This window comes from Lachnoclostridium sp. An76 (assembly GCF_002161355.1).
Lineage (GTDB): Bacteria > Bacillota > Clostridia > Lachnospirales > Lachnospiraceae > Mediterraneibacter > Mediterraneibacter caccavium.
This window is the reverse complement of sequence record NZ_NFHL01000008.1, coordinates 23,704-49,245: the sequence shown is the minus strand read 5'-3', so window position 1 is coordinate 49,245 and position 25,542 is coordinate 23,704. Positions and strand designations below refer to the sequence as shown.

General features: G+C 52.2%; 15 protein-coding genes and 1 riboswitch. Of the genes, 4 read left to right on the top strand and 11 right to left on the bottom strand.

The genetic code is table 11. The features are described 5' to 3' along the window. Positions 1-16: 16 nt before the first annotated feature. On the top strand, positions 17-685 hold the full coding sequence (locus B5G27_RS12840) for a DUF2812 domain-containing protein (RefSeq protein WP_087179267.1): 669 nt from the start codon (positions 17-19) through the stop codon (positions 683-685). 130 nt (positions 686-815) lie between these two features. On the opposite strand, the gene era is transcribed toward B5G27_RS12840, so the two are convergent. Then, the gene (era, locus tag B5G27_RS12835; protein WP_087179266.1) at positions 816-1,712 is read right to left on the bottom strand and encodes a GTPase Era; all 897 of its coding nucleotides are present in this window, start codon (positions 1,710-1,712) and stop codon (positions 816-818) included. A 54-nt stretch (positions 1,713-1,766) separates the two neighbouring features. Continuing rightward, positions 1,767-4,802: an insulinase family protein gene (locus B5G27_RS12830; RefSeq protein WP_087179265.1), complete on the bottom strand. Its 3,036-nt coding sequence runs from the start codon at positions 4,800-4,802 to the stop codon at positions 1,767-1,769. 232 nt (positions 4,803-5,034) lie between these two features. Between B5G27_RS12830 and B5G27_RS12825 the strand changes: the two genes are divergently transcribed. Further along, complete coding sequence (locus tag B5G27_RS12825; protein WP_087179264.1) at positions 5,035-7,251, top strand: DNA topoisomerase III; 2,217 nt, start codon at positions 5,035-5,037, stop codon at positions 7,249-7,251. Positions 7,252-7,302: 51 nt separating this feature from the next. Here the strand turns inward: B5G27_RS12825 and B5G27_RS12820 are convergent, their stop codons facing one another. The 3 genes from B5G27_RS12820 to eno form a co-directional block, all read right to left on the bottom strand. Next, on the bottom strand, positions 7,303-8,943 hold the full coding sequence (locus B5G27_RS12820; protein ID WP_087179263.1) for a PH domain-containing protein: 1,641 nt from the start codon (positions 8,941-8,943) through the stop codon (positions 7,303-7,305). Then, on the bottom strand, positions 8,940-9,422 hold the full coding sequence (locus tag B5G27_RS12815) for a PH domain-containing protein (protein WP_087179262.1): 483 nt from the start codon (positions 9,420-9,422) through the stop codon (positions 8,940-8,942). The genes B5G27_RS12820 and B5G27_RS12815 overlap by 4 nt, the downstream gene beginning before the upstream one ends. 194 nt (positions 9,423-9,616) lie before the next feature. Then, positions 9,617-10,957, bottom strand: a complete 1,341-nt coding sequence (eno, locus tag B5G27_RS12810) for a phosphopyruvate hydratase (RefSeq protein ID WP_087179261.1) — start codon at positions 10,955-10,957, stop codon at positions 9,617-9,619. A 231-nt stretch (positions 10,958-11,188) separates the two neighbouring features. On the opposite strand from eno, the gene B5G27_RS12805 reads away from it, so the two are divergent. Then, complete coding sequence (locus B5G27_RS12805; RefSeq protein ID WP_087179260.1) at positions 11,189-12,031, top strand: YitT family protein; 843 nt, start codon at positions 11,189-11,191, stop codon at positions 12,029-12,031. Between the two features lie 171 nt (positions 12,032-12,202). Beyond that, on the top strand, positions 12,203-13,843 hold the full coding sequence (locus B5G27_RS12800) for a hypothetical protein (protein WP_087179259.1): 1,641 nt from the start codon (positions 12,203-12,205) through the stop codon (positions 13,841-13,843). Positions 13,844-13,938: 95 nt separating this feature from the next. Here the strand turns inward: B5G27_RS12800 and B5G27_RS12795 are convergent, their stop codons facing one another. From B5G27_RS12795 to B5G27_RS12770, 6 genes are all read right to left on the bottom strand, one after another. Then, positions 13,939-14,430 (bottom strand): GNAT family N-acetyltransferase, encoded by a 492-nt coding sequence (locus tag B5G27_RS12795; protein ID WP_087179258.1) that lies wholly within the window; start codon positions 14,428-14,430, stop codon positions 13,939-13,941. 20 nt (positions 14,431-14,450) lie between these two features. Then, the gene (locus tag B5G27_RS12790) at positions 14,451-15,593 is read right to left on the bottom strand and encodes a glycerate kinase family protein (RefSeq protein ID WP_087179257.1); all 1,143 of its coding nucleotides are present in this window, start codon (positions 15,591-15,593) and stop codon (positions 14,451-14,453) included. Between the two features lie 176 nt (positions 15,594-15,769). Then, positions 15,770-16,474 (bottom strand): cell wall hydrolase, encoded by a 705-nt coding sequence (locus B5G27_RS12785; protein ID WP_087179256.1) that lies wholly within the window; start codon positions 16,472-16,474, stop codon positions 15,770-15,772. A gap of 257 nt (positions 16,475-16,731) precedes the next feature. Further along, a complete protein-coding gene (locus B5G27_RS12780; protein ID WP_087179316.1) occupies positions 16,732-17,298 on the bottom strand; it encodes an ECF transporter S component in 567 nt (188 codons plus the stop codon). A 172-nt stretch (positions 17,299-17,470) separates the two neighbouring features. Then, a riboswitch (FMN riboswitch) is annotated at positions 17,471-17,605 on the bottom strand. A gap of 101 nt (positions 17,606-17,706) precedes the next feature. After that, positions 17,707-19,062, bottom strand: coding sequence for an ATP-binding protein (locus B5G27_RS12775; protein ID WP_087179255.1), 1,356 nt, complete (start codon positions 19,060-19,062; stop codon positions 17,707-17,709). 171 nt (positions 19,063-19,233) lie between these two features. Then, the gene (locus B5G27_RS12770) at positions 19,234-25,437 is read right to left on the bottom strand and encodes an endo-alpha-N-acetylgalactosaminidase family protein (protein ID WP_087179254.1); all 6,204 of its coding nucleotides are present in this window, start codon (positions 25,435-25,437) and stop codon (positions 19,234-19,236) included. Positions 25,438-25,542 lie beyond the last annotated feature (105 nt).

Here is a 25,542-nt window from a genome sequence, read left to right as displayed (position 1 = left end):
AGGAGAAGGCAAGATTATGGTCAAATATCATATTCCCTTTATTGACCTTGAAAAAGAAGAGAACTGGATCAACAGATACATTCGGCAGGGATGGAGATTAAAACGGATTAGTTTTTTTCGATATGAATTCATTTCTAAAAAAACTGACACCGCACTAAGACCAGGTGAAACCGAGCCGGATGAGAACGCATTTCTTGTCCGCTGCGACGCGCGAAGCTTTAAAACCAGAACGGATTTCCAGGAATATATTACATTTCTTCTGGACGCCGGATGGAGACACATCAAAGGAGACTGGAAGCAGGATACTCACTATTTTGAGCGGATCAGCCCCAATGCATCAGAAGAGCTTTTCTCCGATGATGCCTCAAAATCCGCCCGCTATATGCGGCAGGCAAAAATATGGCTTGCCTCGCTCTTTGTATTGGCCGCCTGTTCCTTTTCCTGCTTTTTGTCAATGCCATTTCACCTTCAGGATCTGCTCAATATAAAAGCACAGTATCTGACGCCCGGGCTCTGGCAGATGGAAGGGATCGAGTTCTGGTCTGCACTGATTTTTGAAACACCGTTTGCACTGATAAGGAGCGGCGCATTGAACCTTTTAATACTGGCTCTTGCACTGTTTACCCTTGTTCTTCTGCTTTACTGCATAGCAAGAGCATACACTTTGTCCCGAAAGGTAAAGTAAATCGGTAAAGTAAATCAAATGCCGGCAGCATCCTGGCATGGACTCTCGATGTCACGCCTTCTGCTGCCGGCATTTTCTGGCTTTTCCCTTACTTTCTATCTTCTTTTTCGTTCTCTTTTATCGTTCTCTTTTATTCGTCTTCCCGATATCCGAAGTTCTTCATCAGGTAATCGCTGTCTCTCCAGTTTTTCTGCACCTTTACCCACAGCTTTAAGTTGACCCGGCAGTCCAGCAGGCGCTCGATCTCATATCTCGCCGTACTGCCGATCTTCTTGAGCATAGCGCCCTGCTTCCCGATGATGATCCCTTTGTGGGAATCCCGCTCGCAGATGATCGTGGCGTCAATGTGCATGACTTTTCGCTCCATCTTCATGCGGTCGATAGCGACCGCGATCCCGTGGGGGATCTCTTCATTCAGGCAGTGCAGCGCCTTTTCCCTGATCAGCTCCGCCACGATCTGCCGCTCCGGCTGGTCAGTCACCGTATCCTCGTCATAGAACTGCGGGCCGTATGGAAGATATTTCATGATCACCTTCACCAGCTCATCCGTATTGTCTCCGCTTCTCGCAGACACGGGCACGATCTCAGCGAAATCATATTCCTTCCGGTACATGTCGATCGCCGGGAGCAGTTCCTCCTTTTTCACCATGTCGATCTTGTTGATGACAAGGATGACAGGCGTTTTCACCTTCTTCAGCTGGTCAATGATATGCCGCTCACCCGCGCCGATAAACGTAGACGGTTCTACCAGCCAGAGCACCACATCCACCTCATTCAGCGAACGCTCCGCGATATTCACCATATATTCTCCAAGCTTATTTTTCGCTTTGTGGATGCCCGGCGTGTCCACAAAGATGATCTGCCCTTCTTCTGTTGTCAGGACCGTCCGGATCCGGTTGCGGGTCGTCTGCGGCTTATTCGATGTGATCGCGATCTTCTGCCCGATCAGATGATTCATTAATGTAGATTTTCCCACGTTCGGCCTGCCGATCAGTGTGACAAAGCCGGATTTGTACTTTTCGTTCATAGCATCTCCTTTTGTGCAAGGGGTCAGACCCCTTTTGGGTAAGCTGTCAGACAATTAGCTTAATGTCCTCACTTCCCCAAACATTTCTCTGCATTCTTCGATTTTTTCTTCGCTTCCGATGACGCAGATCTGTTCCGCGTCCAGCATTGCCCTGAGCACTTTTGAAAGCGCACGGATGTCGCTCTGTCCTGCTGTCAGGATCTGTTCTCTTTCTTCCCGTATCATTTCTTCTGTCACGTGGTTCATGTACAGGTTCATGGAGCGGCTGCCTTTTGCCGCCGGGTTCATGGGGCGGTCGATATTGCTGATGGTGCCGATGATGAATTTGTTCATGTCGCGGTCATCTACATTGAAATTCTCCAGGTAGTCCACAACGCCCTCATAAATCTCCATGGTTTTCTCCAGATTCGGGTCACGGTAGGAGATCAGGTATCCCTCTCCGATGCGGTTGAAATTACTCATGCAGCCGTAGGCGCCGCCTTTGACGCGGATGTTCTGCCAGAGGTAATCATAGCTTAAGATCACTTTCAGGATCTGCAGCGCCCCGGTGTATTCCGCGCCGCCGTCGATGAAATTACCGGCTCTTGCAACGTACTGTACTTTGGAAGAGGTCTTAAATCCCTCATTGCGCTTCCTGCAGTGGATCACGCACGCAGTCTCCGGATCTACGTCTGCTGCCGCCTGCAAGTCTCCTGTCCGGGCACCTTCTCCCGCGTGCACACCTTCTCCCGCCTGCACGCCTTCTCCTGTCCGTAAACCTGCTGCCGCCTCTGTCCCGGAGTGGTCATTCAGGCTGTCCCTCACCGCGCCGAACGCCGCCAGCATCGGTTCCAGCCCCTGCTCCGCGGACGTGTAGCTGACCATCAGGTTGTCCGCGCGGAAGATCTTCGCGGAAATTTCTTTCAGGTTCCGGATCAGCTCTTCCTTATGTCCGTCGAAATCTTCTTCGATCGCTTTCACCACTTCATAAAATCCGATGCCGTCCGTATCGTCCTTGAACTTGGCGATGGGCGACGTGTATGACAGGGCGCGCAGCGCAGCCGTCGTATGCCCCGAGGAGAGGAAGGACATCTGGAGCCTGGACCGGAGCATGGCGATGATTTCTTTTAACCGCTTTTCGTCATCCAGCTTTGACTCCATCAGGATTTCCCGCATCATAGAGAAGAGCACGTCCATCTTCGGGTACAGCGCCTTTCCCTTCATCTCAAACGTGGCGCGGAATTCTTTTTCTTTTACCCTTGTAACATCCGGGTACAGCTCCAGTGATGTGCCGATCCCGCCGGTGTGGACGTTGATCTCGTTAAACAGCGCGCCGTATTCATAATTCGTTGTGTCAATGATGCCGAGCACGCTCTGGAGGATGCCCACATAGGGAAGCTTGTCTTCCGCAATGCCGGACAGGTCGAACATGAGCGTCGCGTATCCGATGCCGTTCGTCTCCACATTGTGATGCACCATCTTCACTCCGTCCGCATCCATCTCCGTATTATAGATTGGCGCGGTCTCTCTGGAAATGTCCTCTCTCCTGAGCACCGGGATCTTCGCCAGGTCCTCCGGCGCGGACTCCTCTTCCTGATATGCTTCCAGGTCTTCCGTTGCCTGCACGAGAGCTTCCACCTCTTCTGCGGACAGGCTCTCTTTATACGCTTTCAGCCTGTCTGCCAGCTCCTTGTCCATACGGGCGGTACGCCCTTTTTCCGGGCGGATGATCACCACAGCTCCGTGCGGGTTGTCCAGCAGATATGTGCGGATCAGCCCCTCAAAGTAACCGGTATCCACCTGCTCTTTTAAGAATTCAAAAGTCGGGATCGCTTCCATATGGATAAATGGCTTCTCTTCATCATAGAGCCAGCTGTCAAAGAGCTGGAGCCCGTACATCAGCCCCCTCGGGTAATTGCCGAAATCCGCCTCACGGAAACGGAATTCATAGTAATTGATCCCCGCGCGCAGCGCCTTCTGATCGATGCCGTTGTCCGCGATCCCCCGCAGTGTCTCTTCGATCACACGGATAAAATCTTCTTTCTGCTCCATGTTCGCATTCTTCGAGATCACAGAGAAGATCGGCTGATAGACCCCATTGTCATAAGAGCCCATGATATCCTTTCCGATCCCCGCATCAAGGAGCGCTTTTTTCAGAGGAGCGCCGGGCGCTGACAGGAGCGCATAATCCAGGATCTGGAACGCCAGATACAGCTTTTCATCCAGAGAAGTACCGATCACCTTATTGTACGAAAGGTAGGTATTATCCGCCTCATTTTCATCGCTTGCTATGGAATATTCCTGGACAATCTCCTTCATCTCTGTGAATGGCTCCTGATACCGGATCTGGGAATCCACCTGGATCTGGTCAAAGTCTGACAGATATTTCTCATCCAGCCACCGCAGCTTTTCTTCCATATCCATGTCCCCGTAGAGATAGATATAGCTGTTGGACGGATGATAATATTTCCTGTGGAAATCAAGGAACTGCTCATAGGTCAGCTCCGGGATCACCTCAGGATCACCGCCGGACTCATTTGCATAGGAAGTATCCGGGAAAAGAGAGTTCAGGATCACCCGGTCCAGCACGCCCTCCGGCGAGGAGAACGCTCCCTTCATCTCATTGTAGACCACGCCGCTGATCTCCAGGTCCGCGTCCGCACTGTCCAGCTTATAACTCCATCCCTCCTGGCGGAATGTCTTGTCGCTCTGATAGATGTTCGGATAAAACACCGCATCCATATACACATGCATCAGGTTCTGGAAATCCTTGTCATTGCAGCTTGCCACCGGGTACACCGTCTTATCCGGGTAAGTCATGGCATTTAAAAATGTGTTCAGTGAACCTTTCACCAGCTCCACGAACGGATCCTTCACCGGGAACTCCCTTGACCCACAGAGCACAGAATGCTCCATGATATGCGGCACTCCCGTGCTGTCTGAGGGCGGTGTCCGGAAGCCGATGGCAAACACCTTGTTCTCGTCGTCATTTTCCATAAGAAGGACTCTTGCCCCGCTCTTTTTGTGCCGCAGCAGCACGCCGCGGGATTTCAGGTCCGCAAGGTCCTTATCCTGTATCACTTCATAGGATGTAAGGTCATATATGCTCATATCCAAATCTCCTTGTTCTTTTTCTGCTCACAGGATGCCGTTCAGGATCCGCTCTGCCCCGTGCATATCCGGATCTCTTCCACGCATCGCTCTATTAGTATAGCACTATCTTCACATGTTTAAAAGACGAGCATCTCGGTTTTCAACATTTCTTCCGTTGACTTTCGATATTCCAGAGATTACAATTCGGATAGCAGAATTTAAAAACATCGATCGAAACGGAGAATTTGAGATGAAGCATCTTGTCATTGCTGAAAAGCCTTCCGTCGGCCGCGACATCGCCCGGGTACTCGGCTGCGGAAAGAAGAACAATTCCTGTATGGAAGGGGAAAAATATGTTGTTACCTGGGCGCTTGGCCATCTGGTCACGCTGGCCGATCCGGAAGAATACGGCAGTCAGTATAAGACCTGGAGCATGGATACACTGCCCATGCTTCCCGATCCCTGGAAGCTGGTCGTCATCGGCCAGACCGCCCGCCAGTACCGCGCCGTGAAAGAACAGATCTTCCGCAGGGATGTATCGGATATCATCATCGCCACCGACGCCGGGCGGGAAGGCGAGCTGGTCGCCCGGTGGATCCTCGAGAAGGCCGGGAATAAAAAGCCGGTGAAGCGTCTCTGGATCTCATCCGTGACCGACAAGGCGATCCGGGAAGGCTTCGCTCACCTGAAGCCGGGGAAAGATTACGAAAATCTGTATCATGCCGCCGTGGCCCGCGCAGAATCCGACTGGGTCGTAGGCATCAATGCCACCCGCGCGCTCACCTGCAGATATAACGCCCAGCTTTCCTGCGGCCGGGTACAGACCCCCACCCTGGCAATGATCGCAGCCCGGGAAGAAGAAATCAAAAAGTTTATTCCGAAATCTTATTATGGATTAAAAATCTCTTCCGGTGGAATCACTTTCATCTGGAACGACGCGAAATCCAACTCAGACCGGACCTTTGATAAAGCCCGGATGGAGGCTGTCCAGAAAGCGGTACGCGGGAAAGAACTGCATGTCACGGAGATCCGGAGGAAAGCAAAAAAATCCTTCGCCCCGGCGCTTTACGACCTGACCGCGCTGCAGCGGGAAGCGAACCAGCGGTACGGATATTCTGCCAAAGAGACGCTGAACATCATGCAGCGCCTGTACGAGAATCATAAGGTCCTGACCTACCCGCGCACGGATTCCCGCTATCTCACTTCCGATATCGTGCCCACACTGAAAGAACGGCTTCAGGCTTGCGCCGTCGGCCCTTACAGAAAGACCGCGGCACAACTTGCCAGGCATGAGATCCGGGCGGATAAATCTTTTGTCAATAATGCAAAAGTATCGGACCATCACGCCATTATCCCGACCGAGCAGTTCATCCGCCTGGAGCAGCTGTCAAACGAAGAGCGAAGGATCTATGATCTGGTCGTCCGCCGGTTCCTTGCCGTCCTCTCCCCGGCATGCGAATACGAGGAGACAGCCCTGACCGGGGCGATTGGAAGTGAAACGTTCCGCGCAAAGGGAAATGTGATCCTGAAGGCCGGATGGCGGGAGATCTATGGCTCCGGCTGGCAGGATCCGGAGTCGGATGATGAAGAGGGCTTTGAAAATGATCCGGCAGACAGCCCGCTCTCCGGGAAAGCAGCCATCCCATTTAAAGAAGGGGCGCACCTTGTGGTAGACGCCATCCGGATCACGGAGGGACAGACCAGACCGCCCGCTTATTTTACCGAAGGCACCCTGATCGCAGCCATGGAAAATCCGGTGCGCTACATGCAGCACCAGGACCGCACCCTGGCCCGAACCCTCGGAGAGACCGGCGGTCTCGGGACCGTCGCCACCCGGGCCGACATTATCGAGAAACTTTTTGCCGGCTTCCTCATGGAGAAAAAAGGCAGCGAGATCCACCTCACCTCCAAAGGGAAACAGCTCCTCTCTCTGGTGCCCGCAGACCTGAAAAGCCCTGAGCTTACCGCCCAGTGGGAACTGCGCCTGAAAGCCATCGCCCAGGGAAAAGAGTCCGATAAAAAATTCATGTCCGAAATTGAAACTTACACCCGGTCACTGATCAGCCAGATCAAGAACGCGGACGGAACATTCCGGCACGACAACCTGACCCGGCATAAATGCCCCCAGTGCGGGAAGCTCATGCTGGAAGTAAACGGGAAACACGGAAAAATGCTCGTCTGCCAGGACCGCGAATGCGGATACCGGGAAACCATCTCCCGCCGCACCAACGCCCGCTGCCCGGTCTGCCATAAGAAAATGGAGCTCGTGGGAAAAGGGGATGCCCAGCGGTTCGTCTGCTCCTGCGGACACAAAGAGAAACTGAGCGCCTTCCAGGAACGGAAAAAGAGGGAAGGAAAAGGTGCAGGCAAACGGGATGTGGCCGCCTATATGCGGAAGCAGGAAAAAGAAACGAACGCGCCGATCAACAATGCGTTCGCAGAAGCTTTTAAAAATCTGAAGTTATAAAACATAATCGTGCACCACAATATCTTCGCCGCAATATTAAAAGGGATGTCCTCACCGGAGCATCCCTTCTTTTATGATCTCTTCTCCGTTCCCTTTAAAATACGGGATCGAATGCGATGTATTGGCGGACGAAGCGAGCAGATGTATCTCTCCTTTCCGGATGCCGCACGCCTTTGCCAGAGGGTTTCTGGAAAAGCGAACGTACTGGATCTTCCGGTATCTCACGATCAGGTACGTCCTTGCGAAATACCCTTTCGCCAGCTTCAGGAAGTCGTTTCCCGCCAGCGAGCCTTCTGTCAGATATTTCAGGATCATCCCCGCCGCCAGGCAGATTTCAAGCACTGCCGCCCCCGCAGCTGCCCAAATGGCGTATTCCGGCATCGCGGAAGCGCACACTGCCGCGCAGGCTGCCACGATCACCGTATAGATCAGCGCCGGGACAGACCAAGCCGCCCAGACAGAGGAAGGCTGGCGCTCCACCGCCGCGCCCGCCGCATCCAGGAATTCCGGGAGCAGGACTGAGAGCTTCTCATTCAGCTTCGCTTCTGTCGAATACAGGATGAGGAAGGAATTCTTCTCATCATTGTCATCGCCCATCCCCACATTGACGATCTCCGCCATGTACCGTTTCCCGAGGCGCGCGACAAAGGACTGCTTCAGCCGCAGCGCCTGTATCTTATCCACAGGGACCGTGTACTCCACTTTCTTGAGAAATCCGTATCGGATGTAGATCTTATCCCCGCGCCGTTTCGCACGGAAATCATAATACCTGACAAAGTCCTTGACCGTATCCCACAGGGCGGACGCCACGATCAGGGCTGCCACAAGAACACCTGACGCCGCGCCGATCAGTGTCTGAGCCGCATCCGGATCACCCACAATCTGGAATACCGTGCGGACCGCCCCGGCGATACCGAGTATGATGACCGCCACAGACAGGATATTCACCGAGAAAAAGCCATGCTGCAGGATATCGCCCAGATCTGACCGTACATCATAATCCTCAGTCTCAGCCGCATCCCCGGACGACGCCAGCGCCGTTTCTCTCAGGATGTCTTCCGATGCGCCTGCTGCCCGCCGGGCAGAAAAAACAGCCGAAGAACCAGCAGAAAACCCCTTCCCGGCTCCCGACTCCGCGTCACGGATCCGCCTCGTCACCTCCTGCTTAAACGCCAGGGCATCCGCCTTTTTCAGGACGATCTTCACATCCGTGCTGTCCGCGGTGGAACGGCTGTTTGTATCCAGCTTGACCTTGCACGTGCCCAGGAGCATCTCAAAGAGATTCTGCTCGGTATTAATATTGGAAATATTCCGGATGCCAATGGTATTTTTCTTCTTATTCAAAGTGTTCCTCTCGATCACGACCGCATTGTCCTGGAGAGATATGTAAGTCTTTGACCAGACGGCGAACTGGAGCGCGATGATGACGAGGAAAAACAGGATCAGCCCCAGGTTGACCAGCAGCCATTTCCCGTCCATGAATTCCAGCCCTGTTTCCATGAGTTCATCGATATTCTCCAGCAGGGACGGGACCAGCACGATCAGAAGCGCGATCAGAAGCCCGCCCGTCTGCTCCGCGATGATAGAAATGTGATTGCGGAACCGCATGCCCTGTGTTTTCTCTGTCTGCGACTTCTCAGTCTGCATCTTCGCCTGTCCGCCTGACGGATTCTCTTTGTCTCTCACATTCATTCACTCTCACCTGCCCTCTGCCCTGCCGCGATCTCATTGATCCTCCTGCGCAGGGTCTCCGCGATCTGCTCTGCGCGCTCCTCCTCGAGAAATTCCAGCGTCACATCGCCGCCCCCTGTGGTCACGATCACTTTTGCCACGCCGAACAGCTGGTCGATCGGCCCTTTCTTTGTCTGCAGCTTGTGCAGGCGCTCGATCGGGACAATGTTGCGTTTCACGAACAGATATCCTTCTATAATGTCAATGCATTCGTCATTGATGCTGTACCGGTAGCGGTTGTAGCGGAAATACGGGCTGACCGCGACGTCAAAAAGGACCAGCACGGCAAGGACCAGAGAGATCCATTTTCCCGCAGTCAGATCTTCGGGAAAGATCCAGAAATAATCCACCGCGCCTATGACCGCCAGGACGACCACGCCGGTGATGATCCCCGCCACATACATACAGTACAGGGCACGTTTCGATAAGTTCTCATACATTGTAGTTTCCTCCGTTTCTGCGGAAATAAAAAGCATCCCGCATATTGTACTATGAATTTAATACAATAATACGGGATACCCCCTTATCTGTCAATGTCTTTCTGCCCCCTGCCCACGCACAGCGCTTTTTCTGTTCCAGCCCAGGCCAGCTCTTTTCTGTTCCGGCCCAGGTCAGCTCTTTTCTGCTCCTGTTCTCACAGCTCTTTTGCTGCTCCCGGCTGCCACAGCGTCTCCCCAATCCGAAGGAACCGGTTATACTTTGCCGTCTGCTCAGAATGGCAGGGCGCCCCTGCCCATATTTGTCCGATCCCCAGCGCTGCCGCGATATCCGCGGCAAACACATCTTCCGTCTCTCCCGGACAGCAGGTAAGAGCCACCCGGTAACCGGCTTCCTGAGCCGTCCTTACCACCCTGACCACTTCCGTCAGCGTGGGGATCCGGTCCAGTCTGATCAGGACCGCATTCGCAGCGCCCAGGCGGCTTCCTTTTCTGATCCGCTCTGCGTCCGCGTCAAAAAGCGCGCCGCCTGCCAGCTGTACGCTGCTCCCGATCCGCTCCGTCAGCATCTGCCAGCCTTTCCAGTCCTCCCGGTCCAATGGATCCGCAATGGAACAGACCGGAAATTCCGCAGTCAGCTCTTCATAGTATTTTATCATCTCTTCGGCTGTCTTCGGCCTGTTTTTCCCTTTGCCCAGGATATAAACCTGCTGCTGCGGGTCATATATCCCGGAACCCTCCGCGCCGATCGCAAATAAAAGTTCCCGCCCCATGCGGTATCCGATCCGGCCGGCCGCATCCCGGATCATCCGCAGAGCCTCTCCCGCCTCAGCCACATCCGCGATAAACGCTCCGTCCTCCCCCACGGCAGCAGGATATCCCCTCTCCCGCAGCACCGTTTCCACCGAACGATATACCCCCGCGCACATCCGGAGCTGTGCGCAGAAAGGGACGCCCGCTCCTGCCGGAACGATCAGAAACTTCCGGATACCCGCAGTACCGCTCCCGCATGATCCACTGTTAATTAAGTTCATCACAGGCGCCGGCATCTTTACAGCCTGTATGCCTCCCAGATAACGGTACAGCGGAAGCTTCAGCGCCATGCACGCCGCCCGCGCCGCTGCCACGGAAATGCTCAGCAGGGCATTTGTTTCCATATGGCTTCTAGCCGCATCCCGCTGCGCGCGGGTCAGGATCCGGTCGATCTCATCCTGGCAGAATACATTTATGCCGATGATCTCGTCCGCGAGCCTGCTGTTTATATTCTCCGCCGCTTCTTTGACGCCGCGGTCCCGGCAGCATTGGTCCCGGCGATGCTGGTCCCGGCTGCGCTGCTCCTGGCAGTATCGTTCCCCGCCGGGCCCGCCCTCTTCCCGCGGCCCTGCCGTATCATACCGGCCGGAAAAGACGCCGGACGGCGCCGATGCCCTTCCGACCGCATCCTCCCCGGCCAGCACCTCTGTCTCAATAGTCAGATTTCCCGCAGGGTCCAGTATCTCTCTTGCATATACATCCCTGATCAACAACTGTCTCTCCATGGCCTGTATCCTCCTATCTGTAAACTCTCTGTATGGATCACTGTTCACAGTAACCTGTATGGCATAGTCTCTCCGCTCTCTGCCCGCTTAATGCGTTGACTTTTTATATTCCAGAGATTACAATTCGGATAGACGGTAATTTATGCATTTTCTCCAGGACTGAAAAGCCCTGTTCCACCGACAGAAAAACAATTTCCCGTCCACACAGGGCGGGAAGGACAGGAGGTTTCTATGAAAAACCGATTCAAATATTTTTTCATGCTGACTTTCAGCACACTTCTCATCGCCGTTGGCACTTATTTTTTCAAGTTTACAAACAATTTCACCTTTGGCGGCATCACCGGCCTCGCTGTGCTCGTGGCAAAGACCGGAGTGATCTCCGCGGGTGATTTCAACCTTATCATGAGCATGATCCTCCTGGTGATCGGTCTGGTCATCCTCGGGAAAGGATTTGCCGCAAAGACTGCTTACTGCAGCATCCTTCTCTCAGTCTCCCTCTCAGCGATGGAGCGCTTTTTCCCCATGGACGGGCCTTTCACTGACCAGCCGATGCTGGAGCTGTGCTTTGCCATCGTGCTCCCGGCGCTCGGATCTGCCATCCTGTTTAACATCGGGGCTTCCAGCGGAGGTACTGATATCGTTGCCATGATCCTGAAGAAATATTCCAGCTTTGATATCGGGCGCGCCCTGCTCGTATCTGACGCTCTGATCACAGGAGCCGGATTCTTTGTATTTGATATAGAGACCGGACTGTATTCTCTTCTCGGCCTGGCGATCCGCTCTTTCATGATCGATACTTTTATCGAGAGCTTTAATCTGTCCAAATATTTTAACGTTGTGTGCGACCACCCGGAACCGATCTGTGATTTTATCGTGCACACTCTCGGGCGCAGCGCCAGCGTCTGCCATGCAAAAGGCGCCTATTCCGGCAGGGATAAGTATATTATCCTGACCGCGCTGAACAGGGTACAGGCAGTCAGGCTGAGAAATTTTATCCGGGAAAATGACAAAGAAGCTTTTATACTGATCTCTAATACCAGTGAGATCATAGGGAAAGGATTCCACAGCGTGTAATCTCAAATTGTCAATTTTAATTTTGTGCAAAATCTATAATTTCTATTTTTTCAACAAATTATCTGTGAATTTTTTGTGAACTTTTAATCTCTTCGCTCTCTTGTCAATCTATTTGTTTGAGACTATAATTAAATCAGTTTTAATGATTCTCAAATGAATGGAGGTATGAACATGGGAAAAAGTAGAAAAAAACTGGCTGTTCTTCTCGCAGCAGCAATGACGCTCTCAATGACGTTTGGCATGACTGCTTTTGCGGCAGATGACACGGTCCCCGGTGAACCTGTCCCAGCCGCTGAAGCCGCCGACACGGAGCCTGGAATCCCGGAACCGGTGACAGTGACGGAACCTGACCCGGATGTTCCGACGGATACAACAGTCACGGAACCTGTGCCGATGGATACAACACTCACGGAACCTGTACCGGCGGGCACAACACCCACGGGATCCGTGCCGGCGGCAGATGACCCTGCGGGGCCAGAAACAGCTTCCACCAATGATATACCTGACGTTCCCTCTGCCCCGGACAATACCGTTCCTCTCAATGACGATACGGAAACTCCGGATAACGATACTGACGGCAGTACACTGCCATCGGAGGGGGATATCCCAAATGACGGCGGACAGACAGAGGGCGGACTGGTCGCAGAAGTAACAGAAGTTGAAGAAGAGCCGACAGAAGTATCCATCGCCGGCAGCGAGAACCTGACCCAGTCTGATTCTTTTGTTTCTCTCGGCGAGGGCAAAGGATCCTATCAGTATGACGGGGAGACTCTTATCCTCAAAGATGCGCAGATCGAAGTGGATCCCGGACTTGGCTGGGTAGGCGGCATCAACATTTACGGGGATCTTATCATCATCCTCGAAGGGGATAACGCGATCATCGTAGGCGCCAACTCCGAAGGGATCTATATATACAACGGGGACCTCACGATCAAGGGCGACGGGACGCTGACTATTTCCAACAAAGCCGGAGAATACAACGCAGAAGAGTATTACTATGAAGGCATCTACAACGCGGAGGGAAATATTACGATCGACGGCGCGGATGTAAATATCGACGTATATTCAAATGAGTTATATGACAACAGCGGGATTTATGCTTATGGTGACATCAACATCATCAACGGCGCTAATGTCACAGCGAAAAGCACGGCTATGGGCGATGGAGATGTGACTCATTACGGCATCCTGGCTGATCAGGGAAAGATCAGCATCATTGATTCCAATGTCACTGCATCTGCCGACGGCAAGATCTCTCTCGAAGACGAGATCTTACAGATGGGCATCGGGCTGTTATCACGTGACAGCAGAAGCCTCGTTGACCTTGACGCAGACTGCCTGGCAGGCATTGTGATCGATAACTCCAACGTAAGATCCATCGGTTCCTTTGCATCCATGCTCGTAGTCGGGCGCGACGGGACGATCACCATCGATGGAAGCACGATCGTATCTCCGGAAGGCGTTAACGTACGCGACCTTATCGCAGTGATCGGGGATGACCCGGACGCAGCAGCTTCTGTGATCGGCGCGATCCTGGCGACAGGAGAAGGCCCCATAGACCTGGATGCGATCATGGAAAAGATCAATGACCTGATCGATGCGGGCGATGAAGATGCGCTTCTGGCATATCTGGAGTCTCTGTTCGGGTCCATCGCAAAAGACGTGAATATCATCAGGAACTCCGAACTTTACGCTGAAAAGGCTGGCATCCCGGTCACAGGAGACAGCTGCCATGCAGAGCTTCTCATCCTCGGCCTCATCGCAGCCGGCACGGTCAGCATTTATCTGATCAGGAGACGTATGACAGCTTAATACAGCCTGGCGCGTAAAACGAAAAGGCATGAATGATACGGAAAAGCCGTCCGACTTTGACAGAGCGGACGGCTTTTCCATGTATCCCGAGTCCTTTACAGCCGGCGGTAGTGGGGGATGATATCCTCATAATGCCCGTCTTTCATAAGGAAACCGCCCGGTATGGTCCCGAGCTGCACAAAGCCCAGCTTTTTATAAAGCCTCAGCGCGTATGTATTAGTGCTGACCACGGCGTTGAACTGAAGGATACGGAATCCCAGTTCTCTCCCCTTTTGCATACAGTGTCTTACCAGGATTTCTCCGATATGCTTCCCCCTCACATCCGAGCGCACCGCATAGCTCGCATTGCAGATATGACCGCAGCGTCCGACATTATTGGGATGTAAGATATAGATCCCCAGGACATCCCCTGAGCTTTCCTCACATGCGATCCCCGTAAAAGACTGTTCCTCAAAAAATGCGTGCCCGCTCTCCTCGGTCAATGTCTCTGTCTGCGGAAATGCCGCGCCATCCTCGACAACCTGGTTCCAGATCATGACTGCGTCTTTCAGATATTTCATTTCATATGGTCTTATCCTGATATCCATTTCCTGTATCTCCCTCTGTCTTATATTTTCATTTTCTGTCCTGCCCTTAACATGCGGAACAGCCGTCTTGCTGCATTCAGGTATAGTCCTTCCGCCCGGTCCATTGCCTCCGGCAGAGGCATAGGAGCGTTTACCGCAGTCTGGATGGACTCGATCCCATGATCGTAGATATCTTCCGCTCCCCTGCCCATGCTCCCGGACAGGGCCACTGCGGGTATGCCCTTTGCCTTACACCTCATGCCAACTCCCCGGATCACCTTCCCGAAAGCAGACTGCCAGTCCGTCGCGCCCTCGCCGGTGACGACCAGGGATACGCCCTCCAGCTTTTCATCAAACCGGACCAGATCCAGAACTGTTTCAACCCCTGACCGCAGTTCCGCCTTTAAGAATACCATGAGCGAGGCGCCCAGTCCGCCCGCCGCTCCCGCTCCCGGTATCGAGTCCATATCGATCCCGTATTTCTTCTTTATAATATCCCGGTAATTCTGCATCCCTGCTTCCAGCCCGTCCAATATTTCCGGCGTACCGCCTTTCTGCCGCCCAAAGGTATATGTCGCGCCGTCCGCCCCGCACAGGGGATTTGACACATCACACATAACCGTGAACCTGCACTCGGAAACGCGTGGATCCAATCCCGATCCGTCAATGTCGCGGATACGGATCAGATCTTCCCCGCAGCCGTCCACTTCTTTCCCGTCAGCGTCCAGGAATCGGATCCCGAGCGCTTTCATACAGCCGATCCCGCCGTCATTTGTAGCTGAACCGCCGATCGCGACAGAAATATCACGGAATCCCCTGTCCAGAGCATCCCGTATCATCTCTCCCGTACCAAATGTAGTAGTTTTCCGCGGATCCCTCATCTCCGGCGGGACCAGAGTCAGACCGGATGCTGCCGCCATCTCCATAACCGCTCTCCTGTCATCGAGCTTCCCGTAACAGCTTGTCCGTATGTCCCAGAGCGGGCCATGTACTCTTGCCTCGATCCGGCTCCCGCCCGCCGCCGCGATGACAGCTTCCGTTGTCCCTTCGCCGCCGTCAGCCATCTCCACGCCGACACATTCACAGGAAGGGAAAATCTCCCGCGCAGCCTCAGTAAGAAGCTCCGCTGTCCTGCGCGATGTAAGGGTTCCCTTGAATGAATCAGATGCAAATAAAAATTTCATGCCGCTGTCCCCCAATCCTCTGTCCCATGTTTCATCTGGCTTTTGCCTGTCCCCGGGCTCTTTCTGATTATCATACCACCTCAGCGGGGAAAAGCCAACAGCCCGCTCATGGCACAGATAAAGGACAGCCGCCCGGCTGCCCTTCGCTTTGCACAGAAATCATTGTATTAAGTTCATTAATGAAAATAGTGATCCCCGATCTGTATTCCCCAGTTTCCGTTTCCGAAGTAAAGGCAGTCACCAACCGGATTGCTTCCTGCGATGGCATCCGCCGCTGCCTGTCTTGCCGTGTCCGAATAACTCCCACTGGCAAGCACAGAATCCAGCCAGCCTGTCATGGCAGGTCCGAACTGTCCGGACTGATAGATCACTTCTGTGATCGTATTGGGATAAGAACCGCTCCTTACCCGGTTCATGACCACCGCTCCCACGGCGACCTGACCCTCATAAGGCTGATTACCTGCCTCGCAGTAGATCAGCGCGGCGAGCAGTTCCTGCTCGGAAGCAGCTACACTTGCAGCCTGTGCCTCTGCTGCCGCCTGAGCGGCCGCTGCCTCTTCTGCTGCCCTTGCTTCCGCCGCTGCCTGCTCCTCAGCGATCCTCTGAGCTTCTTCCGCCGCTTTGCGCTCTTCTTCAACTCTGATCAGATATGCCGTATGTGCCGCGTTGACAGCTTCCTTTGTATCCTGTACAGCTTCCCCGCGGATCCCGCCGGCTGTCCCGGCAAAGTCCCACTGGAAAATCTCATCCTGAATGTATGTGCTCTGGTCTGCATTTCTGTCGTTTTCTGCCGCCAGACTTGTAAATCCCGTCAGCAGCATGGCGCTTGCCGCTGCTGCATACAGAGACAGCAGGACACGCCTGTTGTGATTATGTTTCATATACTCCTCCTCTAACCTGTTGCAATATCATTACGATATCTTTTAAAATATATGCTCATATTTTAAATAATATTACAGATATTACAAAAGTGTTACGGATGGCATTATAATACAGGATCTACCGCTTGTCAACTTTTTTATTTACTTTCTTTATCCGCCTCCTCCACTGCACTGTCCGCTGTTGTACTTTTTATTTTTTTCTCTGCTGTAAACAAAAAATGAACGGGGTCTGACCCCGTTCACATTTTTTTCACACTTTATCTGCGAAGGAAGTTTGCGATCCTCTTATACAGGATGAACGTGACCGCTCCGTTGATCCCTGCCTTGATCACATTGAAGCCTACGATAAAGGGCATCAGGTCCCAGACCGCGCTCGCCGGAACTCCCATGAATATCGGCGTGATGACCATATTCGCGCCCATCATCACGACTGCCATCGCCGCCATACCGCACACGAGTGCGATGACTGCTGTCTTCCTCGTCTTGTTCCTGCTGTAGATCCCGCCTGACACTGCCACGAGCACTCCTGTGGCGATCACATGCATCAGGATGCCATAGAGTCCGCTGCCCGCGCTCACTGTCAGCCCCTGCACCACGGATGTCACCACTGTCAGGACAAGCCCCGCCAGCGGGCCAAAGGCAAATGTGCCGATCAGGATCGGGATGTCTGCCGGATCATACTCCAGGAAGGATACGACCGGGAAGATCGGGAAATGGATCAGGTACACCAGTGCGACCGAAATCGCCACCATCACTCCCATCTTCACTACTTTCAGTGTCTTGCTTGCCGCTGCCATATTCTGCTGGCCTGTGTGTTCTGTCATATTGAACCTCTCCTTCTTTTTCCGCCCCTTTCCCAGGGCTTTTTTTATTATGAAAAAGGAACTTCTTCCAAGGAGAGACAGCGACGCAGAAAAAGCCCCGGACATCAATGTCCGGGGCTTTCAGCTCTTCCTCTGCGAAGCTGCTTATGAAACAACTGCGTTCCGATAAGTATGTTCTCTTCTCTCATCCAGACTATACTGTCGGTACCGGAATCCCCTCATGTGAGAGTCACCGGTTCAGCCGCACATCGTGCGGGTCGCGGACTATACCGCCGGTTGGGACTTGCACCCGACCCCGAAGATCTTATTCCTTTTACGAGTATAAATATAACTCTTTAGAAGGAGGATTTCAAGAGGTTTTCGGGACTTTGCTATAAACTTTGTTATAATTGATGTCTCATTTATGTCTCAGAACTTATATCTCTCCAGCATATAAATTGGAATCGTTATTATTTTACCATTTTCTCCACCCTTGGTATCTCCTTTCAGATACAGAAGCCGATCCGCCTTTCCTGACTGCAATGCTTTCACCGCGGTTTCAGCCTTCCCTTTCCCGGTCTTCACTTCCACCAGACAGCGTCTGTTTCCTTCTAAACTCTGGACGACAAAATCTATTTCACCGCCTTTATATGTTGCAAAGGCAGGAGTTTCAAAAGCAATCTCCGGCGGGAAATCCTGTCTTTTTTTCAGATTAATAAATACATAGTTTTCATTGAGTGTTCCTCTCAGAGCACGCTCGTCTGTACCTGTCCTCTTCAAATAATAATTTGCTACCCCCAGATCCATAAAATAGCATCTGCCCGCCGCCTTAAAATCCATAATATCCAGTTCGGTTATCTTAGCGCAGAAACCAATGATCCCGGAGAAATAAAGCCAGCTTATCGCTCTGTTGCAGGCTGCTTTTGTTATATTACTTGAATAGTCTCTTGTAACGATCTTCTGAAGTTCCTCACTGATACTGTCTTCTGCAAGTCCCTTTTTCTCGCGGTTCAGTATCCGGCATATAGAGAGAAAAATCTGAGTAAAGACTCTGTTGTCTAAAATATCGGTAAAATATCGGATTGATTCATTTGTAAAAGTGTCAATGATCTTTACCAGTTCTCCCTGCGCCTTCTGTATATCTTTTGACTCCAGATATGTCTGTACAACTTTCGGATAACCTCCCACCTGACAGTAAATATCATAAATCGCCTTCAGCCCGTCATAGAAAGAAAAATCCTGCATATCCGCTGAAATCTGCATATACTTTTCATAAACCTCTTCATCGTATGCTTCCAGAAATTCTTCAAACGACAGCGTATAAATCGTAATCTTTGTCACATCTCCACTCGAAAACCGAAACTCAGGCTCATACACTCTGCCCAGATAACTTCCTGTCACAATAAAATGGCACTGGAACTGTCTCGTAAACTCTCTGATCCGATTATAAATCTCTGCTGATTCCTGAATCTCGTCAATGATAATAACTGTATCATCCGTATCCTGAAAATCCGGTTCATACAGACGAAAGGCATCATGCAGGGGATGCTCCGGGCGTTTCTGGCCCGGCTGCCACTCTGTAGCCTGCTTATAACACTCCATGAACTGTTTGCCGCTCAGCTCAAACAAATTGACATAAATCTTGTGTGTAAAATTTTCATCAGCAAACTTATTGATCAGATATGTCTTTCCAACCTGTCTGGCGCCGTTTACCTCAAGCGTACTGTGGTCGGCAGTATCTTTCCACTGTACTAGTCTGTCATATATCTTTCTTTTAAGGTACATCTGTTTCCTCCTGACCTAAGACTTTCATGTTTCTTTATTATACCAGAGTATCTGCCGCTATACATCTATAATTTAAAAATACCCCGCCATTTCGGACGGGGTATTTCTTTTATTTTTCTTACAGGATATCCCTGTTTCATCTGAACAGATCATACAGGATCTTATCCTGCCTTATCTTGTCCTTCTGTTTCTCCTGCGCGCTCTTCTGGCAGCTTTCGCCCTGAGGCTCATCATTGCCATTACTACTGCGCCCGCAGCGCCCGCCATGATGATCATGATCACGATCGGAGCTGCATCTCCAGTCTGCACTGCTTCCACAGTCGGGCTTCCTGTTGTGCCGCCTGCTCCTTCACTGCCGGAGCCGGATGCCTTCTCTGTCCGTACTGTGATCACTGCAGCTTCCGAAAGATTTCCAGCTTCATCATAAGCCCTTACGCTGATCTCATACTCTGTATCTGCCTTCAGGTTTTTGATGACTGCCTCTGTGTCAGCCACTTTTCCGATCTCCAGGCCATCTACATAGATCACATACCCTGCCACGCCTTCATTGTCTTTCGACGCGGACCATTTGACTGTGACTGTAGAGGAAGTAACCTCTTTAGCCTCGAGTTTCTCAGGAACGGTCGGGGCTTCTGTATCCCCACCCGGCTCAACCTGGGAGCCTTTGACTGTCACCGTACACTCAGCCTCTAATCCGGCTGCATTCGATACAGTGATAACTGCTTCTCCTGCTTTCAGTCCTGTGACGTTTCCAAAACTGTCAACAGACACTGTCTCCGGATCGGATGAGCTCCACACGAGACCTTTGAGCAGCGTCCCCTCTTCGTGTCCCACTTCAAGGGCAATCATTTCTCCAACGCTGATCTCCGCGTCTTCCAGAGAAGCGGAATCCGCTACCTTCTGGATTTCAAACGGAACTACTTCCTGAAGGCTTGCAAAATTATTGCCGCCCTGCTCAACATAGATTACAAGATATTTTCCTGTCAGCGTCTCCGGGAACTCCGTCGTCACCCACGCTCCGGATGTATACAGTTCATCCGGCACTGTAATGGACTCGCTCGCATAGACCTCATTATTATCTGCGTCCAGGATCACATAACGGTACTGGGAAATCCTTCCGTTTATATTACCGTCATTTCTCTGGAGGAAGTTAAATCCGCCAAAGGAAACCGTGTCCCCAAGATCGATCGTAAGGATCGCCGGATTGTCCGGGCTTACATTAAATCCTGTGGTGCTCCAGTTGGAGTGCCACCTTGTTGAAGTATTCCCATCGACTGCATACGCTGCCGTACCAGTCTCCTCTGTGTTCGCTGTCGCGGACATCTCAAGCTGGTCTGCGATCTCCACGATCACCCGATCGGTCACTGTGATCGCAAACTCTGCGATGGTTTCTTCACCCACTGTACCCGTGATCGTCACTTTACCTGCTCCGATCGCTCCGATGGTGAGAGTCTCCTGATCGAAATCTACGACTCCTTCATCGCCAGTGCATGTCCACTCTACTTTCTCAAGGTTGCTTCCGTAGATCGCTGCCGTCTCGCCCTTGTACAGTTCTGTCTTGTCAATGCTTGCCGCAACGGCATCCTCATCCACTGTGATCACCAGGTTGTCGAGGATAAAGTCGTTCTGGCCGGTTGCAGTCGCGCCTGTCGCACGGCTGCCGTTCTCATAGAGACCGATCCATGTCTGGCCGCTGCCGCTTCCGATCACCTGCATCGTTACATGGCCTGTATTCGCCTCTCCGCCGCCGGTCTTCTGTGCAAGGTACTGGTCTTCCGACGGCAGTGTATATGTCGTGCCGTCTCCGACTACCATGGCGTATGCCCTGTCCGGTCCTGACTGATAGTCAAACTCAACCGTGTAGACCTTACCCGGCTCGAAGCGGAAATTCTGTGGGATCGTCTGGTAGATGATCCCCGTATTCGCGCCGTGATGCTTCAGCGACCACTCGCCGTCAATGACGTCATCTGTCGCTTTCTTGTTCTGCCATCCTGCCTGTGTATATGGAGCGTGGAGTTCTGCCAGATGGGTTACCGGATCGGAAACACCCTGGGCTGAGCTGAGCACAAACGGATACAGACCCTGGACAACAGATTCGAAATCCTGTTTAAAGCTACCGTTTTCATCAAAATTATTCAGCGTGATCTCTACGATACGGATATCATCCATATATGTGGATCCCGGTCCTGCTTCCCTGAAAAGAGTCAGGTTCGCGGTCGGTCCTTCCGCTGTAAAGGATACCTGCATGCGCTGCATGTTCGTACCGTGCTTCTGGTCGCTCTTTACATAGTTGGCCGCGATCGACCTCATCGTGTAATTGGAAACGCTGCTGCTTCCTGTATTGACAGCGATCTCCGCCTTTGAATCACTTGCATTGTCCACATATACTTCCGCCACATATTCCACGCCTGTCTTAAGCCCGGAAATCTGAGTCGTTACTGCCACATCCGCTGACGGGCTGTTGAACGCAAGCCTCTGGTCTCCTGTGGAAGCTTTTTCTACCACCACTGCCGGATCATCGATATCTCCGATCCAGTCAGCCCCGTCAAGGGATTCGCCTGCGCCTGCATAGCCGTTGAAGCCCGGATCTGTCACATACTGGTCACCGAAGTCATCTTTGAGTGTCTTTGATGCCTCGCCTTTCAGAACAACATAAGCTGTCTCTGCCTCTGCTGTCAGAGTGATCTGACCGTTCTCAACCGGAACATTTACAGCCTCTCCTCTGCCCTGGTCAGACAGCGGATATACGACTACATTCGCAAGTCCTGCCCAGTCGTCCTGGAGCTCCCATGTCGTCGTGCCGCCTTCCAGGTTCCAGTGATACAGCTTCTCTTCGCCTGTCTCATCATCTGCCCACGGAAGCAGGTACTCTACATCGTCAAGAACCTTTTTGCCATTGAGAGTGATCGTACGCTCAATATAGCTGTCCGCTCTCTGCTCTTCGTTTCTTGTCACTACTACAGTGTCGTTGTCATCATTCTTCAGAGTGATCTGCTTCTCCTGGTTGCCTACCGGAGACTCCCCGTCCTCGTAGTCTTCCCAGTCAGTCACATAGTAGTGCTGCAGGAACTTCGTCGGAAGGTTCTCTGTGAATGTCTCTCTGATGTACTTGTTGAAATCCTGGTCGCCGCCCCAGCCTTCAAAGCCATACAGCCTGAATCCGCCGAGAAGCGGATTGTCTGCCGCGCCGCCGAAGGACGGGTAGTTGATGACCTGGACGTCTCTCTGGTCATTGCGGATAAAACGGATGATCTCACTGTTGTATCCCTTTGTGGTATTGCCGCCGTAAGCCGCGTCTGTCGCCCAGTGGGACCATGTGGAGTCATACTCGCCCTCGTACGGGAACTCTGTCGTGAATCTCCATCCGAGAGAATTGATCTGCTCAGCGATCCTTCTGGTCTCCCAGGCATCCTGGTACCATACATCCAGATAGATGAAGTCCATATTGTCTTCCAGCCCTGCTGCATACTCTGCGATCTCATCCATGGTCGCGTTGAGTGTTCCTTCGGACTCTCCGACATACTCGCCCTTATCCCAGTCTCCGCTGTAGAAATCAGTCTCATTGATACGGTCGAACAGCTGCACCATTCTCTTGTATCTTGCCTGGCTTCCGAGATCCCACAGCTTGTCGATGACATAGGACTGATCCAGCCATCCCCAGCCGTTTCCGGAACCGTTGGATACCATTGTGTTATTAAATGACTTGGACTCCGGATAGGACTCCTGCGCGTTGATATGGATACCGATCTCTGCGCCGTAATCATGAGCGATCCTGATCAGTTCCTGGAATCCTTCCACGCCGCCTTCCCTGTCCGCAATGTGCGCGTACTCAGAGTTCGCGGAGTCATGTCCCTCGCTTCCGTATCCCTTCAGCATAACTGCCTGCGGAAGTCCGTCTGTCGCGAGGTAAACTTTCTTGATATTGTCTGCTGTCGTCATGTACGGATTGGATACCATACTTGCAAAGTTCATGACAATGCGGTAATTGACAAGATTTTTGATATCCTCTGCATCCTGCGGGACATTCATGATGTCGCGGAATGCCAGAGCGCCGTCGTTCCAGTCAAGGTCACCGTCTTCATTTATGTCGCCTGCGATGCAGACTTTCGCGCACGGAAGCTCGCTTACAGGATACTCATAATCGCTCTTTTTCTGAGCGTTCGCGTCTCCGTCTTCATAATACCATTTTGCGCTTGCAAGGCTCATGGTATCTGCGCCGCTGTTCAGGACGACTCTTTCATCGCCTTCGATCTCAGAATTGCTCCAGAGGCCGGCGCTTAAGTTCCCGTTTGTGAGGAAAGCATAGAGGTATCCGTCTGTTGTTGACGGGTTGAACCCTTTCTCCCATGTGATCTCTTTATCGCCGCTTGTAACTGTAGAGTTGGATGCTTTCGCGCCGTTAAACACCGCGTCTGCCTCTACCGCGTCCACGGAGATAAGATTGAGCTGCGGGATGTCGATCGATGCGATGTCAGCGCATCCGTCATTCTTCGTAAGCTCTGTCACTTCCCATGTCAGGTCGTTGTCATCCACACTGATCTTCACTGTCATGGACAGATCGATCGCTTCTTCTTCATCCGCCAGGGACATGCTGTATGTCTGTGATGTTTTATCATTTGTTACTTTTACATTTTCCGGTGTGATCGCAGCGCCGTTGATCATGATCTCACTGAGCTTCGTCTCCTGCGCGCGGAAGATCGTCTCTTCTTTATCCTTCAGCACGTATCTTGCCACGAGCGGGAATTCTTTCCCCACATACACTGTCATGTAGTCAGATGCGATGGAGTCATAATCCTCAAGATTGATCGGCGTCTTCTCCTCCAGCTGGATATCGAATACATTCGCTCCGCCTTCTTCTACTGTCATCGTCTCTTCATATGCCTGATATCCCGGCGCGGTTGCTGCCACATTGTACTCTCCGACTTCAAGAGCTGCAAATGCGTATGTACCGCTCGCGTCTGTCTCGGAAGCATTTACGCCGAAACGGACGGTTGCGCCCTGGATGGGTTCGCCGTCTGCGTTCTTCACTGTTCCGGATACATCCTCAACAGCTGTGTAATATGTATCCGTCACCTGTCCGTTACGCTCTGCGCACCAGTCCCAGTTATCTTCCATGCAGTCTGTACCGTTTACTTTCAGATCGGCAAACTCGACTTTTGTCGCGCCGTTTGTCTTAACGCCGAATTTTCCCGTGCCGTTCAGCTGCTCTGCAAGTGTGAGCAGGTTCGGCGCGGACACGCTTGTCCTTGTGCCGTTCACGGAGACCGCAAGCTGCTCCCTGGAAAGAGAGATTTCGATCGTCATCTCCTCGCCCGTCTCAGGAGCCGGGAGGCCTGCAAGCTGCGGATAGCTTCCGCTTCCGTTCAGATTGTACTGATAGTACCACTTGCTGGATGAATCATATCCGATATAGAGCCAGTTGCTGTCATTCTTATACATATAGAAGATACCAAAGTTATTGCTGTTTACCGGACGGAATGTAAGGGACAGCGTACCGTCAACCGGCATTGTCCTGTCCTGATCCAGCAGAAGCGCCGGAGCCGCTGTATTGGCGTTTCCGTAGGCATGCCCGCCGCCGTTATTGGAACCTCCCTGTACGGTGATCCATTTTCTTCCCTTCTGATCCGGGTCCGGTGTATCCCCGCCTTCGCCGTCATCGCCGACTTCTACGGATACAGACGGCTCCCAGGTCTGTCCTTCTGCGTCTTCTTTGTACAGAGACCAGTTCCTGTAGTCAGCCGCCGTATACTCGCGTTCTCCGACAACAAGGTCCGCGAAATAAATGTCCGTATAAGACGTGCTGTATGTAGCTGCTCCGAAACCGATCTGTCCGGCCTCATCTTTCAGTGAATTAAAAGATGCATCCGTAACCGATGCGGTTCCTGACTCTCCGCTTGTCGTATTGTTTACCGTAAGCTCAAGTCCGCTGTCCTTATAACTTCCGGAAAACTCCACGACATCGTTCTGGTTCAGGGCCGGAAGCCCTGACAATCCGGGATATGCACTTGCCCCGTCTGCCGCATACTGGACAAACCAGTTGTCCGCCATTCCGTCATATGCGATGAATGACCAGTTGTTATCATCCACATATTTGTTCACAAAGCGGAAACGGGTGTCATCTTTCGTGCTTCCCATTTTCAGCGTAAAACTGAAGTCTTCGCCTGTAACATCTGTGTTATCCGACAAGATAAACGCTTCCGGCGTTGCGCTGCCGAAGTGTCCGTTGGCATTTCCGCTGCCGGACTTTAAGTGCGCCATCTCTTTCATGATCGGCGTAGCAAGCACTTCCAGCGACGGAAGATATGCCATTACGGTGGTGACCACCATAGCGGCAGCCAGCATCACAGATGCCAGGCTTTTCCATGCTCTTTTCATAACATTCTCCCTTCTTTTTTATTATTTATTTCCGGCTGATCCGTACTTTTGTACGCCTCAGCCGTTATAATCCGGAGCGGGGGCCGTCCGGTCCCCCGCCCCGGT

Bases quoted from the DNA above. Each gene is read 5' to 3' on its own strand.
- B5G27_RS12840 (WP_087179267.1), top strand. From the start codon at position 17: ATGGTCAAATATCATATTCCCTTTATTGACCTTGAAAAAGAAGAGAAC.
- era (WP_087179266.1), bottom strand. From the start codon at position 1,712: ATGAACGAAAAGTACAAATCCGGCTTTGTCACACTGATCGGCAGGCCG.
- B5G27_RS12830 (WP_087179265.1), bottom strand. From the start codon at position 4,802: ATGAGCATATATGACCTTACATCCTATGAAGTGATACAGGATAAGGAC.
- B5G27_RS12825 (WP_087179264.1), top strand. From the start codon at position 5,035: ATGAAGCATCTTGTCATTGCTGAAAAGCCTTCCGTCGGCCGCGACATC.
- B5G27_RS12820 (WP_087179263.1), bottom strand. From the start codon at position 8,943: ATGAATGTGAGAGACAAAGAGAATCCGTCAGGCGGACAGGCGAAGATG.
- B5G27_RS12815 (WP_087179262.1), bottom strand. From the start codon at position 9,422: ATGTATGAGAACTTATCGAAACGTGCCCTGTACTGTATGTATGTGGCG.
- eno (WP_087179261.1), bottom strand. From the start codon at position 10,957: ATGGAGAGACAGTTGTTGATCAGGGATGTATATGCAAGAGAGATACTG.
- B5G27_RS12805 (WP_087179260.1), top strand. From the start codon at position 11,189: ATGAAAAACCGATTCAAATATTTTTTCATGCTGACTTTCAGCACACTT.
- B5G27_RS12800 (WP_087179259.1), top strand. From the start codon at position 12,203: ATGGGAAAAAGTAGAAAAAAACTGGCTGTTCTTCTCGCAGCAGCAATG.
- B5G27_RS12795 (WP_087179258.1), bottom strand. From the start codon at position 14,430: ATGGATATCAGGATAAGACCATATGAAATGAAATATCTGAAAGACGCA.
- B5G27_RS12790 (WP_087179257.1), bottom strand. From the start codon at position 15,593: ATGAAATTTTTATTTGCATCTGATTCATTCAAGGGAACCCTTACATCG.
- B5G27_RS12785 (WP_087179256.1), bottom strand. From the start codon at position 16,474: ATGAAACATAATCACAACAGGCGTGTCCTGCTGTCTCTGTATGCAGCA.
- B5G27_RS12780 (WP_087179316.1), bottom strand. From the start codon at position 17,298: ATGACAGAACACACAGGCCAGCAGAATATGGCAGCGGCAAGCAAGACA.
- B5G27_RS12775 (WP_087179255.1), bottom strand. From the start codon at position 19,062: ATGTACCTTAAAAGAAAGATATATGACAGACTAGTACAGTGGAAAGAT.
- B5G27_RS12770 (WP_087179254.1), bottom strand. From the start codon at position 25,437: ATGAAAAGAGCATGGAAAAGCCTGGCATCTGTGATGCTGGCTGCCGCT.